The following is a 16,759-nucleotide window of genomic DNA, read 5'->3' as shown; positions in this document are numbered from 1 at the left end:
CGCTGCGCCGTCCCCTAACGATATGGGGCGCCCGTACCCTAAGGGTCCCGGGCGCCCCTTCGTTCTTCGTACGCTCGTCGTTCGTCGCCGGCGCTGTCGCTCAGATGCGGACCTGGACGGCACCGGAGAGGCGGTCGTGCAGGCCGCGGCCGTCGCGGTCCCAGATGAGGGCCGGGATGGCGAGGCAGACGAGGACGCTGCGGACGAGCACGCGCGGGAGGCCGAGCCGGCCGCCGGACACCGAGGCGACACGGAGCCCGAAGATCCGCTTGCCCGGGGTCGAGCCGACGGTCCCTACGGTGAGCACGCTCAGGACGAGCAGGATGAGGAGCGCCCAGTTGCCGGTCGCCTGGCTGTAGCCGTCCGTGACGAGGCCGTATGCGATCACCATGCAGAGGGCCCAGTCGACGACGAGGGCACCGATCCGGCGGCCGGGGCGGGCGATCGAACCGGGCCCCTCCTCGGGGAGCCCGAGCTGCTGACCGCGGTAACCGAAGTCGACGCCTGCGTTCTCGGCCGCCGCGCGGGGGCCGGACAGCCATGATCCGAGTGCTTCCCTGTTGTCCACCCGTCCACGGTACTGCGCCCGTTTTTGATCACTTCGGCCCGGGTCCGCATCGCTCGCCCGGGCTGCCGGGCGCACCCGACCCGGTTAACGTGGGCGAAACAAATGGGTCATGCTTGAGAAATCCCGTCTGCCTATGGTCGGGTCCAGCGTGTGCCACCGCACTGGCCGCACGGACGAGCTGCAACCCCGCCCCTCCCCGGGCCGGGAGTAGGAGGAGTTGGATGTTCCAGAACGCCGACGAGGCCAAGAAGTTCATCAAGGACAATGACGTCAAGATGGTCGACGTCCGTTTCTGTGACCTTCCGGGAGTGATGCAGCACTTCACGATCCCGGCGACGGCGTTCGACCCGTCCGAGGAGCTCGCCTTCGACGGCTCGTCGATCCGCGGTTTCCAGGCCATCCACGAGTCCGACATGGCGCTGCGCGCCGACCTGTCGACGGCCCGCCTGGACCCGTTCCGCCGCGACAAGACGCTGAACATCAACTTCTTCATCCACGACCCGATCACGGGCGAGCAGTACAGCCGTGACCCGCGCAACATCGCGAAGAAGGCCGAGGCGTACCTCGCCTCCACCGGCATCGCCGACACCGCCTACTTCGGCCCCGAGGCCGAGTTCTACGTCTTCGACTCGGTGCGCTTCAACACGGCGGCCAACGAGGGCTTCTACCACATCGACTCCGAGGCCGGCGCCTGGAACACCGGTGCGGTCGAGGACAACCGCGGTTACAAGGTCCGCTACAAGGGCGGCTACTTCCCGGCCCCGCCGGTCGACCACTTCGCCGACCTGCGCGCGGAGATCTCCCTGGAGCTGGAGAACGTCGGCCTGCAGGTCGAGCGCCAGCACCACGAGGTCGGCACCGCCGGCCAGGCCGAGATCAACTACAAGTTCAACACGCTGCTGGCCGCCGCCGACGACCTGATGCTCTTCAAGTACATCGTGAAGAACGTCGCCTGGCGCAACGGCAAGACCGCGACCTTCATGCCGAAGCCGATCTTCGGCGACAACGGCTCGGGCATGCACGTCCACCAGTCGCTGTGGCAGAACGGCGACCCGCTGTTCTACGACGAGCAGGGCTACGCGGGCCTGTCGGACACCGCCCGCTACTACATCGGCGGCATCCTGAAGCACGCCCCGTCGCTGCTGGCCTTCACCAACCCGACGGTGAACTCGTACCACCGCCTGGTGCCCGGCTTCGAGGCCCCGGTCAACATGGTCTACTCGCAGCGCAACCGCTCCGCGGCCATGCGTATCCCGATCACGGGCTCGAACCCGAAGGCCAAGCGCGTCGAGTTCCGCGCGCCGGACCCGTCCTCGAACCCGTACCTCGCCTTCTCGGCGCTGCTGCTCGCGGGCCTCGACGGCATCAAGAACAAGATCGAGCCGGCGGAGCCGATCGACAAGGACCTCTACGAGCTGGCTCCCGAGGAGCACGCGAACGTCCAGCAGGTCCCGACCTCGCTCCCGGCGGTCCTCGACGCCCTGGAGGCGGACAACGAGTACCTGCAGGCCGGCGGTGTCTTCACCTCCGACCTGATCGAGACCTGGATCGACTACAAGCGCACGAACGAGATCGCCCCGATCCAGCTCCGCCCGCACCCGCACGAGTTCGAGCTCTACTTCGACCTCTAGAAGACACCACCACGAGGGCCGCCACCCCTGCTCGGGGCAGCGGCCCTCGTCGGCTTGTCCGGACCCTGCGGGGACACCGTGACGGGCCCTACCCCCGAGGTGCACCGCCCTTGCCCCGCCGCTCCTTCCGGAGCGGCGGGGTCTCGGCGTTTCCGGGCGTCCTGCTTGTCGGGGCTCAATCTCCGCAATACCTGGGCGGCGATCTTCACCTGGAGTTTACGATTCCCCCGCATTTCCTTGCCGCTCGTCGAGCGGCCCTGCTGCAGGGAGCGCCGTGTACCCGAACCAGCCGACTCAGCCGTACCCGAACCCCTACGGGCCCCACGCGCCCCCGCCGGTACGGCGGCGGTGGTGGCAGCATCCGGCGGTGATCATCGTGGCCCTGGTCTTGCTGCCGCCCCTCGGCATCGCGTTGGCCTGGCTGAGTCCGTGGAGCCGGACGCAGAAGATCGTGGCGACCGTGCTCTCGGGGATATGGTTCCTGCTTGCGTTCTTGAGCGATCCGCCGACGGAGAAGAAGGACGACGCCAAGCCGAAGGCGGCGGCCTCGGCGACCGCTTCGGCGACCGCCTCCGCTTCCGCGAGTCCCTCGCCGAGCGCGGAACTCGTGATGCCGAACGTCGTCGGCAAGGCGTTCTCGGAAGCGGAGGTCTCCGTGGAGGCGCTGATCGACGGGGAGTTGAGGGCGGACAGCGCCTACGGCGATGTCCGCCTGCCCGCGAACCACACGACCTGGATCGTCTGCTTCCAGGGTCCGGCGGCCGGCGCCCGGCTCGTGGCGGAGTACGCCGACCCGAACGTCCACCTCGTGGCGCCGGGCACGAACTGCCCGGCGACGACCGGGACCGAACTGCACCCCGAGCCCTCGGAGTCGCCGACGCCCACGCCGAAGCCCCCACGCACGGCCCCGACCCCGGCGCCCACGCGGGACGAGGCGGGTGACTCGGGCGGCGGCAGCTCCGTGTCCTACAAGAACTGCACCGCCGTGCGGGCCGCGGGTGCCGATCCGATCCGCCGGGGCGACCCGGGCTACGGGCGTCACCTCGACAGGGACGGGGACGGCGTCGGCTGCGAGTGAGTGGCACGCCCGCGCGTGCGAGGCCCCGGGGAGCGTGTGCTCTCCGGGGCCTCGGCCGTTCTTCGGTGTCGGGGTCAGCGGCCGTAGCGGATCAGGGCGCGGACCATGCGGCAGGTGGTGTCCGAGGGTGGGTGGATGCCGGTGAGCTCGGCCGTGGTGCGTATCTTCTCGTTGCTCGCCCGCGCGGGGTCGTGGATGCCCGCGTCGAGCAGGACGATCGCGAGGCGCATGGCCTTCAGGCGGCGGTTGTGGCTCACGTACCACTCGCGGGGACGGCCCGCGGGGAGCGGCTGCTTCTGGAGGGGCTTCCAGGGTTCGAGGGACGGTGTCCGGATCACGGCGAATGCCATGGGCGACCTCCTGGCGAAAGCGGGGTGGGGGCCCTCCCCGGGACCCTCACCTTCACCCCCTATTTTAGGTGCCACCACTGACAATCGCCCCTGTTCAGACCGGCTTTGAGGGGTGGTGGACGAGCGCGCGCCGGGTACCGTTGGCGCCATGGAGATCTGGATCAATCCCGCCTGTTCGAAGTGCCGTGGCGCGCTGCATCTGCTCGACGAGGAGGGCGCCGAGTACACCGTGCGGCGCTACCTGGAGGACGTACCGACCCCGGCCGAGATCAGGGACGTCCTGGAGCGGCTCGGGCTCGAACCGTGGGACATCACGCGGACGCAGGAGGCGGTCGCGAAGGAGTTGGGCCTCAAGGACTGGGCCCGCGACGAGGCGAACCGGGAGCGCTGGATCGAGGCGCTGTCCACGCACCCCAAACTTATCCAGCGGCCGATCATCACCGCCGACGACGGCACGGCCGTGGTGGGGCGGTCCGACGAGGCCGTGCGGGACGCGCTGTCCCGCTGACGGCTCACCCGGAGGCGGTCCCGGAGGCCAGGAAGCCCGCCACGCGCTCGTACGTCTCCGGCGGAGCGCCCGCCGGGAGGGTGTGGTGCGTGGCGCCCGGCAGCGTCGCCGTCTCCACGTGCGGCACGGCGGCCCGCGCCCCGGCCGCCAGCCTGGCGCTGTCGTGGGCCCGGCTCCGCTCGGCGAGGAGGAGCAGCGCCGGCGGCGTGAGGGTGCTCAGCTCGGTGGCGGTGGGGCGCGGGCCGGTGACGGGACGGGCGCTCGGGAATCGAGCGGCCAGCGCGAGCAGCCGCAGCCACTGCGCGTCGAGCTCCGCGCCGCCCGTCTCCCACCGCAGGAACGCGGCGGTCCGGGCGGGAGTGGGACGCAGCAGCATGGGCAGGGCGCGGAGCAGGTAGCGCGGGCTGAAGCCGGTGAAGCAGTTCGTCGGGTCGAGCAGGACCAGCCGGTCCACGCGCTCCGGAGCCCGTAGCGCGTGGTGGAGGGCGATCCAAGCACCGTAGGAGTGACCGACGAAGGCGGCGGAGTCCAGGCGCAGTCCGTCGAGCAGGGCTCCCAGCCAGGCGGTGAGGTCGTCGACGGTACGCAGGGGCCTGCCGTCCGCCGGCACGCTGCGGCCCGGTTCTCCTACGAGGTCGACGGCGTGGACCCGGTGGGTCAGGCCGAGCGCGGCGGCCATGGCGTACCAGCCGGTGGCGGTGGCGCCGCCACCCGGCAGGAGGAGGACGGGCGGGGCGTCCTCGGGGCCGTGGCTGAGGAGATGGGTCGTGCCGTAGGCGGTGGCCACGTCGGAGGAGGTCGTTCCGGCGGGCCAGCGGTCGAGGACGGCGTCGTAGGCGGCGAGGAAGGCGGGGGCGACGGTGGCAGTGTCGGTGTCGGCGGGCATGGCGCAGACCTCTCGCTAGGCGATAATCTCGCTGAGCGAGATAATACGACGGGAGGGTGGCGCGTGACAGACTCACCGGAGCTGCGGATCTTTCACCTGCTGCGGGCGGTGACGGTCGAATTCGGCCTGCGACAGGCTGAGTTCGCCGCGCGCAACGGCCTGCACGCCACCGACGTCCGCGCCCTGATCTGCCTGCTCGACGCCGAGCGCGCGGGAACGGACACGACCCCCGGCCGGCTCGGCGCGCAGCTCGGCCTCAACTCCGCCGGAACGACCGCCGTCGTCGACCGCCTCGAACGCCTCGGCCACCTCGCCCGCACCCGCGACGACCGCGACCGGCGGCGGGTGCTGCTGCGGGTCGAGGAGAGCGCGAAGGAGCTGGGCCGGGCCGCCTTCGGACCGCTGATCGACGGAACGGTGGACCTGCTGCGGGAGTTCGACGCGGGCGAGGTGGACGCCGTACGGCGGTTCCTGACGGGCGTACGAGAGATCATGACCCCGGATGAACCGGGCGACGGACCGGGCCGCTGACCGGGGCTCAGGCCAGGGCTCCGCATCGGGCGCAGGCCCAGGCTCGGGCTCGGGCCCAGCTCGGGCAAGGGCCCAGGCTCGGGCCCAGGGCTCAGCGCTCAGGGCTCAGGCCAAGGCTCCGCATCGGGCTCAGGCCCAGGCTCGGGCTCACGCCCAGGCTCGGGCAAGGGCCCAGGCTCGGGCCCAGGGCTCAGGGCCCAGGGCTCAGGCCGACGCTCCCCCGAGCCCCGCGGCCGCCGCCACCTGCGCCTCCGCCCCGGCCAGGATCTCCGTGATCCGCGTGCCGAAGCGGGCGTCGCACGGGTGGGGGGTCTGCGTGCGGGCCGACTCGATCAGGGCGTCGATCGCCCGGGTGTACGCGCCCACCGCGCCGTCCCACCCCGGCATCGTGACCCGTCCCTGCTCGCCGTACAGCGCGAGCGCCGCGCCCGTCGCCTTCGGGGGCGCGGAGAGGGTGAGCGTCGCCGTGCTGCTCGCGCCCGAGGTGTGCCGCATGACCAGGTGGTGGGCGTCCGCCGGGCCCCGGACGGCCGTCACCTCCGTGACGTCACCGAGCACCGGCAGGAAGACGGAGAGCACGTGCGGGCCGACGTCCCACAGGCCGCCCTTCTCCCGCCGCCACGGCGAGGCGGCGTACGCGCTCGACGAGCCGGGGGCGAAGAGCGAGCCCAGCCAGTGCGCCTCGCCCAGGAACCAGCCGCCCGCCGTGACCTGTTCGTCGATCCACCGCGCCGTCGGCTCCGCGAAGCGGAGCGTGCAGAAGACGACGGAGGCGACCCCGCCGAGGTCGGCGAAGTCGGCCACCTGCCGCGCGGCCTCGGCCGTCGTGGCCACCGGCTTGTCCAGGAGCAGGTGGCAGCCCATGGCCGCCGCGCGGAGTGCGAGCGTGCACTGGACGTCCGGGGGCAGGGCGAAGGCGACCGCGTCGCAGGTCTCGAAGAGCGCCTCCACATCGTCGTACGCGGTCGTGCCGAAGGCGGCGGCCAGCTCGGCGGCGGCCTCGGGCCGTCGGCCCCAGACCCCGGCGAACTCCACGCCGGGATGCGCGGCGAGCGCGGGCGCGTGCGTCCGCGCGGCCCAGGGGCCGGTGCCGATGAGGCCGATACGAGGCTTGGCGCCGAGGTACGTCGTCATCCCCCCAGTCTGCCGCGCCCCACCGACAGCCAAGCCCGCGGGCCGTCGCCCCACCCGCACTCGAGCCCCCGGGCCGTCCCCCACCCGCACTCGAGCCCTGGGCCGTCCCCCACCAGCACCCGAGCCCGCGGGCCCTCGCCCCCGGGTCGCGTGCCACACGCCCCCCAACCGAGGGGGACGGATGGCATCGAGCGGGCTCCGGGGGAATCCGCTGGCGGCCCCGCCCTCCCCCGGGCTACCTTGCAAGCCGCCGGCCGCGGGACTCCGGTGCGACTTCCGGGACCTGCCTTTGAAGCAACGTTTTCGCTGTTCGCGCCCCCATTCCCCGGCCGGCACCCAGGCCCCCAGCGAGGACCCATGACGAAGAAGCCGACGGACACGCTCTCCGACCTCATCGCCGCCGAGGACGTCCTGCTCTTCGTCAACGCGGCCGTCACCGCCACCGGGCAGCGGGAGTTCCGCTCCACCGCCGGGGAGCAGCGGCTGTCCCTCGCGTTCCTGCACGAGTACGTCCGGGTCAACTACCGCCCCGTGTACGCCGCCACGCTCGCGCTCGACATCAACGACCACAACGCGGCCCTGATCGTCGAGCAGTTGCTGCGCACCGCCGACGAGGCCGGCGGGCCGGACGAGAAGCGGGCCGAGGGGCGGCTGATCGCCGCCCGGCTCGCCGCGCTGCCCCCGCAGCGGGTCTACCGCCTCTTCCGCGCCCTGCGGGCCGCCAAGGTCAACAACCGCCGTACGCGCGCGATCGTCCGCGACTGGCTGGCCGGCCGCGCCGACCTGGGCCATGACGCCGTCAAGTACCGCACGGGCCTGAAGGCCGTCGCCCGGCACACCCATCTCCCCCTCCCCTGCGGCGAATCGGGCGACTTCCTCTTCGCACCCGCCCGGCGCGTCCGCTACGAGCACCCGTACCTGGACGCGTACCGCCGTGCCCGCTACGAGCAGGGGGCGCTGTACGAGCTGCCGTTCACCGTCGCCGAGGGGTTCGCGGCCCGGCACGGCGTACCGCACGAGGTGTTCCTGGAGCGGATCGCGCCCCGGATGACCCGGCTCGAGCGGCTGCGGACCGAGCGGGCGCGCGATCTGACCGTGATGCCGCTGACCCGGCTCGCGCTCTACGTCCTCTCCCTCCCCTTCGAGGAGCGGGCGGCGCGGCGCGCCGAGCTGACCGGTGCGCTGCGGGCGGCGGCGCGCCGCGTGGCGGGGCCGTACGCCGGGAGCTGGGGGCGGGTCGCGGCGGTGCTCGACGACAGCTACTCCGCCTCGGGTTCGGCCGTGAAGCGGCGCCGGCCGCTGGCGGTGGCCCTGGGCTGCCACTTCCTTCTCGACGCGCTCGCCGCACCGGGGGCGTACCGCGCGCACTGGACCTCCGGCGCCACCGATCCGCTGCTCGTACGACCCTGGGGACCGACCCCGCTCGGGACCCGGATCCTCGACGCCCTGGAGGGGCCCGAAGGCCGCGTCCCCGACCGGCTGGTGATCGTCTCGGACGGGTGGGACAACGCGCCGCCCGGCCTCGCGGGCGAGGTGCTGCGCGTCTGGCGGACCCGGATCGACCCGGAGCGCCGGACGAGTGCCGTCCATGTGAACCCCGTATACGACGCGAACGGATTCGACGTGCGCCGGCTGGCGCCGAGCGTGCCGACGGCCGGGATCCGGGACGCGGAGGACCTGGCGGCGCTGGTGGAGATCGCCCAGTTCGCGGAGGGGCGGACAGGGCTCGCGGAGCTTCTGGCCTATCTGGACCGGAGGGTGGAGCTGTTCCTGAAGGGGGCGCGAGGGTGACCCGGATCGATCTGACCGGTCTGGAGGTCCGTCCCGCGCAGGTGTGGGGCGGCGTCCGGCTCGTGCCGCTGGTCCGGGCCGAGCCCGTGGAGGGGCTGCGGCTCCACCGCGAGGCGTACGGGGCGGCCGCCCACGGCTTCGTCGACCTAGGGGACCGCACGACGTACACCTCGTACATCCCGCACGGCTTCGTCGCCGACTGGTCCGGCCAGGCGCGTGAGGCGGCGGCGTACGGCACCCGGCTCGGGACCGACGGGCCGGCCGCCGTGCCCGTACGGCGCGGCCACCACCGCCTCGCCAAGCGCCGGCGCAAGGACGGGCAGGCGGAGAAGCGACTGCGGTTCCTGCCGCTGCACCTCGCCCTGGAGGGCTACCTGGCGCTCCACTTCGGCGGTCCGTCCGTCGTCTGGGACGAGTGGTCCCAGCAGGCGGTACGCCAGGGGCTCTCGCCGCGCGGCGAGGCGGCGTACGCGGGGTGGAGCGTGCCGGGGCTCGCGGAGGCGTTGCGGATCTTCGAGATCCACCCGGGGCAGTGCGGAGTGATGCTGTACGTCGCCGACGCCCTGGCCGCCGCCTTCGTCGTGCCGCACCCGGCGGACTACCGCGCCCTGCATCCCACGCTGATCGAGGACCTGTACGGGGAGCTGATCCACCAGTACGCCTTCTACGGCGCCGAGGTGCCGGAGTTCACGGCCCGCATCCGGGACGGGGCGGGCTCCGTCCGCACGCTCGCGGATCTGCGGGCGGCGGCCCGGGCGCAGGAGCGGTCGTGGGCGGCGGCGCACGACGGGCTCATGGCGCGGGACCTGCTGGAGACGTCGTACGCCTTCGAGCGGGTGTACCGGATGGATGCGTACGATCTGTACCGGTTTCTCCCGCCGTTCCTGCGGGGCGGGCAGGAGCAGCACATCGGCGAGCTGATCGCCGACCGCAAGGGGCGGACGCTGTACCTGAAGACCTTCCGGCTCTCCGAGAACCAGATCCGCCGCGGCCATCTGCTGCGCCGGCTCGCGGACTGCGACTGGCACCTGGGGCGTACGGCCGAGGCGCTGGGGACGACGTACGCCGAGCTCGCACGGCGTGTCGAGAACGCCGGCTTCGGGTCGCTGCTGCACGCGCACGAGGTCCGGCGGAGGGTCCGCGAAACACAGGAAGGCTGAGTAACACGGGGTTCACATTCGGGCAACGACCGGGAAATCCCGTGTTGCCAAGCTGCGCGCAGACAGACACACCGCAGCTCTCGCAGCGTCGCGAGCCGCAGCACGCTCCCGCAGCAGCAGCACGCCAAAGGATGAGGCCCGTGACCTTCAAGGCTGAGTACATCTGGATCGACGGCACCGAGCCGACCGCGAAGCTTCGCTCCAAGACGAAGATTCTGCCGGGCACGGGCGCCACCCTGGAGGAGCTGCCCATCTGGGGCTTCGACGGATCCAGCACGAACCAGGCCAAGGGCCACGCCTCGGACCGTGTCCTCAAGCCGGTCTTCGTCTGCCCCGACCCGATCCGCGGTGGCGACGACATCCTGGTGATGTGCGAGGTCCTCAACACGGACATGACGCCGCACGAGTCCAACACGCGTGCCGCGCTGGCCGAGGTCTACGCGAAGTACGCCGCGCAGGAGCCGATCTTCGGCATCGAGCAGGAGTACACCTTCTTCGACGGCGAGCGCCCGCTCGGCTTCCCGGTCGGCGGCTTCCCGGCCCCGCAGGGTGGCTACTACTGCGGCGTCGGCGCCGACGAGATCTTCGGCCGTGACATCGTCGAGGCGCACCTGGAGAACTGCCTGACGGCGGGCCTGGGCATCTCCGGCATCAACGCCGAGGTCATGCCGGGCCAGTGGGAGTTCCAGGTCGGCCCGCTGGCGCCGCTGGAGGTCGCGGACCAGCTGTGGGTGGCGCGCTGGCTGCTCTACCGCACGGCCGAGGACTTCAAGGTCTCGGCGACGCTGGACCCGAAGCCGGTGAAGGGCGACTGGAACGGCGCGGGCGCGCACACCAACTTCTCGACGAAGGCGATGCGCGAGGGCTACGACGCGATCATCACCGCGTGCGAGTCGCTGGGCGAGGGCTCGAAGCCGCTCGACCACGTCAAGAACTACGGCGCCGGCATCGACGACCGCCTGACGGGGCTGCACGAGACCGCCCCGTGGGACGAGTACTCCTACGGCGTCTCCGACCGCGGCGCCTCGGTCCGCATCCCGTGGCAGGTCGAGCAGGACCAGAAGGGCTACATCGAGGACCGCCGCCCGAACGCGAACGTCGACCCGTACGTGGTGACCCGCCTCCTGGTGGACACCTGCTGCGAGGCCCTGGAGAAGGCCGGCCAGGTCTGATCCGCGCTCGCTGTCCCGTAGGGGCGCCCACCGTCGACACGGTGGGCGCCCCTACGGCGCTTTCGGAGCGGCAGCCGACTACGAACGGGCCTTCGATGGTTCGCACGTACTGCTGATCGCAATGAAACCCCGCTTGTCTGCCAAGACGGAGGGTTAGCGTCGAGGGCGTGAAGTTGGTTGTGCGGGTGAAACTGCTGCCGACGCCCGCGCAGGCGTCAGCGCTTGAGGCGACACTGCGCACCTGCAATGAGGCGGCGAACTGGCTGTCCGAACGAGCCTTCAAAGCGGCGCGGGCGTCTCGAGCCGCCCTACAAGCGCTCGCGTACGCCGACTTGAAGGGACGGGGGCTCTCGGCGCAGCCGGCGCTGCACGTCCTGAGGAAGGTCGCCGACGCGTACACCACCCTCACCGCGAACCTCGAGGCTGGAAACCTGGGCAGGCCGGGATCGAAGCGCCGTCGCCGGGCCGCCTGCAAGCCCGTCATCTTCCGATCCGACGCAGCGCAACCTTTCGACGACCGGTGTCTGTCCTGGCAGATGGACGAGCGCACAGTGTCGATCTGGACCACTGCCGGACGGATGAAGAACCTCGCCTTCATCGGACAGGGCGAGCAACTGGCCACGTTGACCGCGTACCGCAAGGGTGAATCGGATCTGCTCTTCCAGGGCGGACAGTGGTTCCTGGCTGCGACCTGCGAGGTCCCCGAGGGGGAGGCAAGCACCGCTCCCGACGGCTTCATCGGGGTGGATCTAGGAATCGTGAACGTCGCCACCACCTCGACGGGCACCCAGCACGGCGGGCGCCGGCTCAATCGCCAACGCCAGGCCGCCCGCGCGTTGCGCGCGAAACTCCAGAAGAAGGGCACGAGGTCCGCCAGGCGGCGGGCGAGAAAGCGCGCGGGAAAGGAAGCCCGACGGGCTCGGGACATCAACCACAAGATCAGTAAGCGCATCGTGGCGGAGGCTCAACGCACTGGTCGCGGCATCGCCTTGGAAGACCTCACGGGCATCCGCGAGCGGGTACGGCTACGTAAGCCCCAACGCGTCACGCTGCACTGCTGGGCTTTCCGCCAGCTCGGCACGTTCATCGAGTACAAGGCACGACGCGCAGGCGTGCCCCTGGTGTACGTCGATCCGGCCTACACCAGCCAGGAATGCTCCCAGTGCCACCACATCGAACGACGCAACCGGCCCTCGCAGGCCGTGTTCGCGTGCAGGTCCTGCGGCTTCGTTGAGCACGCGGACCTGAACTCGTCCCACAACATCGCCGCTCGCGGCTGGTGGACGTGGGTCCGCGGGGCTGAGTCACAAGCCCCTGCCCTCACGCTCACCGTGTGACGGCTGGACGCAGCCGGACCTCGTCGAAGCCATCGACGATCCGAGCAGCAAACTTGGGACTGTTCCTATTCCCGAGTAGTAGACTAGGGATATGGCCATCTCCCAGAACGACACCGCGACAGGTCGTCTCGACCTCGAGCCGTTCTGGCCTTCCCGGCAGCACCACGACTTCGACCGGTGCTGTCGGCGCGTGAGGAACGCGTCGGCCCTCTAACGCCCCGACCGGGATGTGAACCGGTCCTGCGGCCTTCGGTCGGCGCGCGAACGACGGCGTACGTCTCCGAATCGCGCGAAAGAGCTTGCCATGGCCCACACCCGGACCGCTTCCCTCACGCCCCTCCGTCCCGCCCGGCAGCGGCTGCGAGCCGTCGATCCGCAGGAGGTCGTCGACCTCTCGCAGGTCGCGGAGTTCCTGCCGCCCGGGGCCACCCTGCTGCCCGCGCCGCCGCACGCCCTGCCGACGCTGCCCGGGCGGCCGCCGATGGTCGGGTATCTCGTGCTCCTGCCCGCCGACCGGCAGGCGCCCGGCGTGCCGACGGACGGCGCGGGGCCCGTCTCCATCGACTCCGCCCGGCGCGTGGCTCATGTCGACGGGGTCGAGATGGACCTGACGTACCTGGAGTTCGAGCTGCTCGCCCACCTCGTCGCCCACCCCCACCGCGTCCACACCCGCGACCAGTTGGTCACGACGGTCTGGGGGTACGGGCACGTGGGCGACGGGCGGACCGTCGACGTCCATGTGGCGCGGCTGCGCCGCAAGCTGGGCGCCGAGCACCGCCGCACGATCCAGACCGTGCGGCGGGTCGGCTACAAGTACGCGCCCTGATCAGGCGGTCCGGGACCTCGCCCTCAGCCGGGCCACCAGGCCGAGGGCGAGGTCCACGACCAGGAACGCCACCAGGCTGAGCCCCAGCATCGGCACGAACCAGCCGACCAGCGCCGTCGCCGCGAGCAGCGGCAGCATCATCGTCGGCGGAACCTTTCGCCACGTGCCGCGCGCGACCGGGCGGCCGGGGCGGCGCAGCCACCACATCCGGTAGCCCCAGACGATCAGCAGGATGAGCGCGAGCGTGAGCGCGGCCAGCGCCAGCTGGTTGAACAGGCCCAGGAACACGCCCATGTGGATGTCGATGCCGAAGCGGGTCAGCTTCGCGAGCACCGGGTAGTCGGCGAACCGGAGCTCGTCCATGACCGTGCCGTCGGCCGGGTTCACCGCCACCGAGTCCAGGTGCACCGGGAACTGGGCGTCGGTCTCCTTGACCACGTACCCCTTGCCCTCGGAGGGCAGGACGACGGAGATCTTGCCCTCGATGCCCTTCGCGGCCGCTGCCGCCGTCACCTTGTCGATGCCGACGTCCGGGCCCTTCGGCGCGGCCGTGTGGCCGCCCATGTCGTGGCCCTCGTGCTCCGAGGAGCCGCCGGCCGCGCCGCTGTCGAGGGTCGCGGAGACGGTCGGGGTGGCGCCGCCCAGCTGGTCCTGGACCGCGCCGATGTTCTCACCCGCGTACCGCGACCAGGTCAGACCGGTCGCGGAGAGCATGACGAGGCCGACCACCGCCCACAGGCCGACCGTGCCGTGCCAGGACAGCGTGCGGCGGCGGGACTTCGGGCCGCGCTCCGGTACGAAGAGGGCGCGGCGGTTCTTGCGGCGCCTGCCGAGCCAGAGCAGCAGGCCGCCGAGGGCTATCACCCACAGCCAGCTGGCGGCCAGCTCGCTGTAGTTGCGGCCGAGGTCGCCCAGGTGCAGATCGCGGTGGAGTTCGTCGATCCAGGTGCGCAGCGGGAGCGCGCCGGAGCTGCCGTAGCTGGGGAGCTGGCCCCGGACCTCGGCGGTGTACGGGTCGACGAAGACGGCGAGGGACTTGCCCTCCTCGACGTCCGGGTCGGCCATGAGGACGCGGGTGGTGGCGCCGTCCTCGGCGGAGGGCCAGACGGCGGTGACGGTGCCGTTGGGGTTCACCTTGGTCGCGGCGTGGACCTGCTGGGAGAGCGGCAGGACCTTGTCGCCGACGGGGACTTCCAGCTCGTGCGCGTAGACGATCTTCTCCGCCTGGAAGGAGAGCGCGTAGAGCAGGCCGCTGGCCGCGGCGACGAGCAGGAAGGGGGCGATGAGCACGCCGGCGTAGAAGTGCAGGCGCAGGACGAGGGGGCGCAGTGCGCTCCAGGTGCCGGTGGTGGGGGACTTCTCGGGTGGCGCCTCGGGGGTTTCCGGGCGCGCGAGATCGTCGATGGTCATGACTGTCCTAGGAGTCGGTGTCGACAGGGGAATCGCCCCCGGTCAGACGTGTGCTCCGAGGGCGGTGGCGCGGGGTGCGGACAGCCGGGGCGGGCCGCGCCGGGAGAGGGCGTGCGCGAGGACCACGCCGTGCGGTCGGCGGGGCGTACGGGGGCGGGGGCGTACCTGGTGCGGCGGTTCGGGCACGCGGACGACCGCGAGCAGCAGCCGGAGCGGGGCGAAGGCGAGCGCCCCGACGGTCCGGGCGAGCGCGAAGAGCGCGGCCTCGCCCCTGGCCAGCCAGAGGCCGCAGACGAGGGCGGCGAGGAGGTGCGCGGCGAGCATCCCGGGGGAGGAGTGGCCGCCGACGGCGGTCACCGCCGTCTCCATGACCCGATCCATCGACGGGTCCAGGGGCGCGTGTCCCGTCGCCCCGTGGCCCGTCGCCGTGTGTGCGCCCGTGGCTCGGTGCGACTGGCCCGCCGAGAAGATCAGGTGCAGCACCGTCTGTACGGCTGCCAGTCCGCCGGCGATCGCGTACGCGCCCCGCCGTCGGCCACCCGCCAGCCACGCCAGGCCGCCCGTGACGGCGAACGCCGTGCAGAGCGAACCCGCCGGGATCTCGTGCGCAGACATGGACGAATGCCCCACCGCGGCCAATACCACGCAGACCGCCGCGAACAGTGCGGCGCGCAGGGCTCGTATCGGCGAGCAGGCATCCGTCATGATCCGGCCATGGTGACATCCCGGCCCCGGGGGCGTAAGACCGCCTCCCTGGTCAGCACGGCGAACGAAAGTACGAGCCGTGTCGGCTGAACGGATGGGGCGTGGCGTGCGTATGTTGGCGCATGCGACGCACACGAAAACGTTCGACACGCGCGAAACGAGCGGTGGCCGCCTCCGTCGCCCTGATTCTGGGTGCGGGCGGCCTGGTCGCCGCCAATGTCTACGCCTCCGCCGGCGAGAGCCGGGGCGACCGCCCGCCCGACCGGCGGAACGCGGTCTCGACGATCGACTGTCCCGACGCCGCCGAGGAGCTGACCGACGTACCGGAGTCCGCGCGGGGCTCGGTGGACCGTGAACTCGCCGCCCTGGACAGTCAGATCACCGCCGCCTACCAGCGGCTGGCCGACGACCGGGAACAGGTGGAGAGCGACCCGGACTTCGCCGAGCAGCAGATCCTGACCCCGCTCAAGGACGAGCGGCTCCCCGTACTGCAGCGGATCGGGCAGTCCGTGGGCGAGCCGCTCGACGGTCTCGCGCCCTGCACCCTGCGCGCCGACGACGAGCCTAGCGGAGGCGGCCGGGGGACGGACGAGCAGAGGGGGGCCGAGAAGGGGCAGTCCGGGAACGGGCCCGAGGCCGCCGACTTCGTCGACATCCGTTCCGTCCGGCCGAACGTGAAACTGCCCTCGCAGCGCCAGGGAGGCTCGCGCGGCTCGTTCACCACCAACTGCGGCCGGAACCAGAACGGAAAGTTCAACCCGGACAACGTCATCGTCGCGCCGGGTGTGAGCAACGGCGCCCACCACATGCACGACTACGTCGGCAACCAGGCCAACGACGCCTTCGCGAGCGACCAGGACCTCGCCCGGGGCCGGACCACCTGCCGCAACCAGGGTGACCGTTCGACGTACTACTGGCCCGTGCTGCGGCTGCAGAACGGGCAGGCCGAGGACGACGCCGACGCGGACGGTGGTGGCAAGGACCAGAACGTCGGCGAGATCCAGACGCCCGCCCAGGTCACCCTGAACTTCGTCGGCAGCCCCGTCTCCAAGGTCACCGCGATGCCCCGCTTCCTGCGGATCATCACCGGCGACGCGAAAGCCTTCACCAACGGCGACGCGAACGCCAACGCCTCGTGGTCCTGCACCGGGTTCGAGAACCGCCAGCTGAAGGACAAGTACCCGATCTGTCCGCAGGGCAGCAAGGTGGTGCGGACGTTCCGCTTCCAGAGCTGCTGGGACGGGCGGAACACCGACAGCGCCAACCACCGCACCCACGTGGCGTTCGCCGATCCGGCGAGCGGTCGGTGCGGCAAGGGCTTCCGCGCCATCCCGCAGCTCGTGCAGCGGATCGTCTACGACGTGCCTCCCGGGCCCGGCTTCGCCGTCGACTCCTTCCCCGAGCAGCTGCACAAACCGGTCACCGACCACGGCGACTTCATCAACGTCTTCGACCAACGGCTGATGCGGAGGGTGGTGGACTGCGTCAACAGCGGACGGCGGTGCACGTAGCCCCGCCGTCCGACCTCTAGTGGTGCCCGGTGGTGCCCGAGGGATGCGTTCCGTGGGGCGCGGGGGTGGCGCACCGCCCCACCCGCCCCCCCCGGACCCCCACCCCCCACCCCCCCCCCCCCCCCACCCCCCCCCAGCCGCCGCAGCGCAACCTAACCCCC

Annotated in this window: 16 protein-coding genes; 10 read left to right on the top strand and 6 right to left on the bottom strand. The window is 71.7% G+C overall.

Annotated features, from left to right (window positions below; all coding sequences use genetic code 11):
- Positions 1-100: 100 nt before the first annotated feature.
- Positions 101-568: an RDD family protein gene (locus ACWF79_RS32150; RefSeq protein ID WP_453731711.1), complete on the bottom strand. Its 468-nt coding sequence runs from the start codon at positions 566-568 to the stop codon at positions 101-103.
- Positions 569-789: 221 nt separating this feature from the next.
- Here ACWF79_RS32150 and glnA point away from each other — a divergent pair, with 221 nt between their 5' ends.
- Positions 790-2,199 (top strand): type I glutamate--ammonia ligase, encoded by a 1,410-nt coding sequence (glnA, locus tag ACWF79_RS32145; protein WP_453731710.1) that lies wholly within the window; start codon positions 790-792, stop codon positions 2,197-2,199.
- Positions 2,200-2,473: 274 nt separating this feature from the next.
- Positions 2,474-3,277, top strand: coding sequence for an excalibur calcium-binding domain-containing protein (locus tag ACWF79_RS32140; RefSeq protein WP_453731709.1), 804 nt, complete (start codon positions 2,474-2,476; stop codon positions 3,275-3,277).
- A gap of 74 nt (positions 3,278-3,351) precedes the next feature.
- Here the strand turns inward: ACWF79_RS32140 and ACWF79_RS32135 are convergent, their stop codons facing one another.
- Positions 3,352-3,627: a hypothetical protein gene (locus tag ACWF79_RS32135; RefSeq protein ID WP_453731708.1), complete on the bottom strand. Its 276-nt coding sequence runs from the start codon at positions 3,625-3,627 to the stop codon at positions 3,352-3,354.
- Positions 3,628-3,775: 148 nt separating this feature from the next.
- Here ACWF79_RS32135 and ACWF79_RS32130 point away from each other — a divergent pair, with 148 nt between their 5' ends.
- Positions 3,776-4,135: an arsenate reductase family protein gene (locus ACWF79_RS32130; protein WP_453731707.1), complete on the top strand. Its 360-nt coding sequence runs from the start codon at positions 3,776-3,778 to the stop codon at positions 4,133-4,135.
- A 4-nt stretch (positions 4,136-4,139) separates the two neighbouring features.
- Here the strand turns inward: ACWF79_RS32130 and ACWF79_RS32125 are convergent, their stop codons facing one another.
- Complete coding sequence (locus tag ACWF79_RS32125; RefSeq protein WP_453731706.1) at positions 4,140-5,021, bottom strand: alpha/beta fold hydrolase; 882 nt, start codon at positions 5,019-5,021, stop codon at positions 4,140-4,142.
- A 63-nt stretch (positions 5,022-5,084) separates the two neighbouring features.
- Here ACWF79_RS32125 and ACWF79_RS32120 point away from each other — a divergent pair, with 63 nt between their 5' ends.
- Positions 5,085-5,552 (top strand): MarR family transcriptional regulator, encoded by a 468-nt coding sequence (locus tag ACWF79_RS32120; RefSeq protein WP_453731705.1) that lies wholly within the window; start codon positions 5,085-5,087, stop codon positions 5,550-5,552.
- Between the two features lie 204 nt (positions 5,553-5,756).
- Here the strand turns inward: ACWF79_RS32120 and ACWF79_RS32115 are convergent, their stop codons facing one another.
- Positions 5,757-6,686 (bottom strand): Gfo/Idh/MocA family protein, encoded by a 930-nt coding sequence (locus tag ACWF79_RS32115; protein ID WP_453731704.1) that lies wholly within the window; start codon positions 6,684-6,686, stop codon positions 5,757-5,759.
- Positions 6,687-7,043: 357 nt separating this feature from the next.
- On the opposite strand from ACWF79_RS32115, the gene ACWF79_RS32110 reads away from it, so the two are divergent.
- The 5 genes from ACWF79_RS32110 to ACWF79_RS32090 all read left to right on the top strand — a co-directional run bounded on the left by ACWF79_RS32110 (position 7,044) and on the right by ACWF79_RS32090 (position 12,972).
- Entirely contained in the window at positions 7,044-8,477 is a 1,434-nt protein-coding gene (locus tag ACWF79_RS32110; protein ID WP_453731703.1) for a hypothetical protein, read from the top strand.
- Positions 8,474-9,637 (top strand): ARPP-2 domain-containing protein, encoded by a 1,164-nt coding sequence (locus ACWF79_RS32105; protein ID WP_453731702.1) that lies wholly within the window; start codon positions 8,474-8,476, stop codon positions 9,635-9,637. Before ACWF79_RS32110 ends, ACWF79_RS32105 begins: the two co-directional genes overlap by 4 nt.
- Positions 9,638-9,777: 140 nt before the next feature.
- Entirely contained in the window at positions 9,778-10,809 is a 1,032-nt protein-coding gene (gene glnII, locus ACWF79_RS32100) for a glutamine synthetase (RefSeq protein WP_453731701.1), read from the top strand.
- A 167-nt stretch (positions 10,810-10,976) separates the two neighbouring features.
- The gene (locus ACWF79_RS32095) at positions 10,977-12,146 is read left to right on the top strand and encodes an RNA-guided endonuclease InsQ/TnpB family protein (RefSeq protein ID WP_453731700.1); all 1,170 of its coding nucleotides are present in this window, start codon (positions 10,977-10,979) and stop codon (positions 12,144-12,146) included.
- 304 nt (positions 12,147-12,450) lie between these two features.
- Positions 12,451-12,972: a winged helix-turn-helix domain-containing protein gene (locus ACWF79_RS32090; protein ID WP_453731699.1), complete on the top strand. Its 522-nt coding sequence runs from the start codon at positions 12,451-12,453 to the stop codon at positions 12,970-12,972.
- Here ACWF79_RS32090 and ACWF79_RS32085 read toward each other — a convergent pair whose 3' ends face one another.
- Both ACWF79_RS32085 and ACWF79_RS32080 read right to left on the bottom strand, forming a co-directional pair.
- Complete coding sequence (locus ACWF79_RS32085) at positions 12,973-14,382, bottom strand: PepSY-associated TM helix domain-containing protein (protein WP_453731698.1); 1,410 nt, start codon at positions 14,380-14,382, stop codon at positions 12,973-12,975. It lies immediately after the preceding gene.
- 42 nt (positions 14,383-14,424) lie between these two features.
- Positions 14,425-14,997, bottom strand: a complete 573-nt coding sequence (locus tag ACWF79_RS32080) for a hypothetical protein (RefSeq protein ID WP_453731697.1) — start codon at positions 14,995-14,997, stop codon at positions 14,425-14,427.
- A gap of 212 nt (positions 14,998-15,209) precedes the next feature.
- On the opposite strand from ACWF79_RS32080, the gene ACWF79_RS32075 reads away from it, so the two are divergent.
- Entirely contained in the window at positions 15,210-16,598 is a 1,389-nt protein-coding gene (locus ACWF79_RS32075; RefSeq protein ID WP_453731696.1) for a DUF1996 domain-containing protein, read from the top strand.
- Positions 16,599-16,759: the final 161 nt, after the last annotated feature.

This window comes from Streptomyces sp. NPDC054975, from assembly GCF_053609105.1.
Note: the sequence above shows the minus strand (reverse complement) of the source record. Positions and strands in the feature narration are given on the sequence as shown.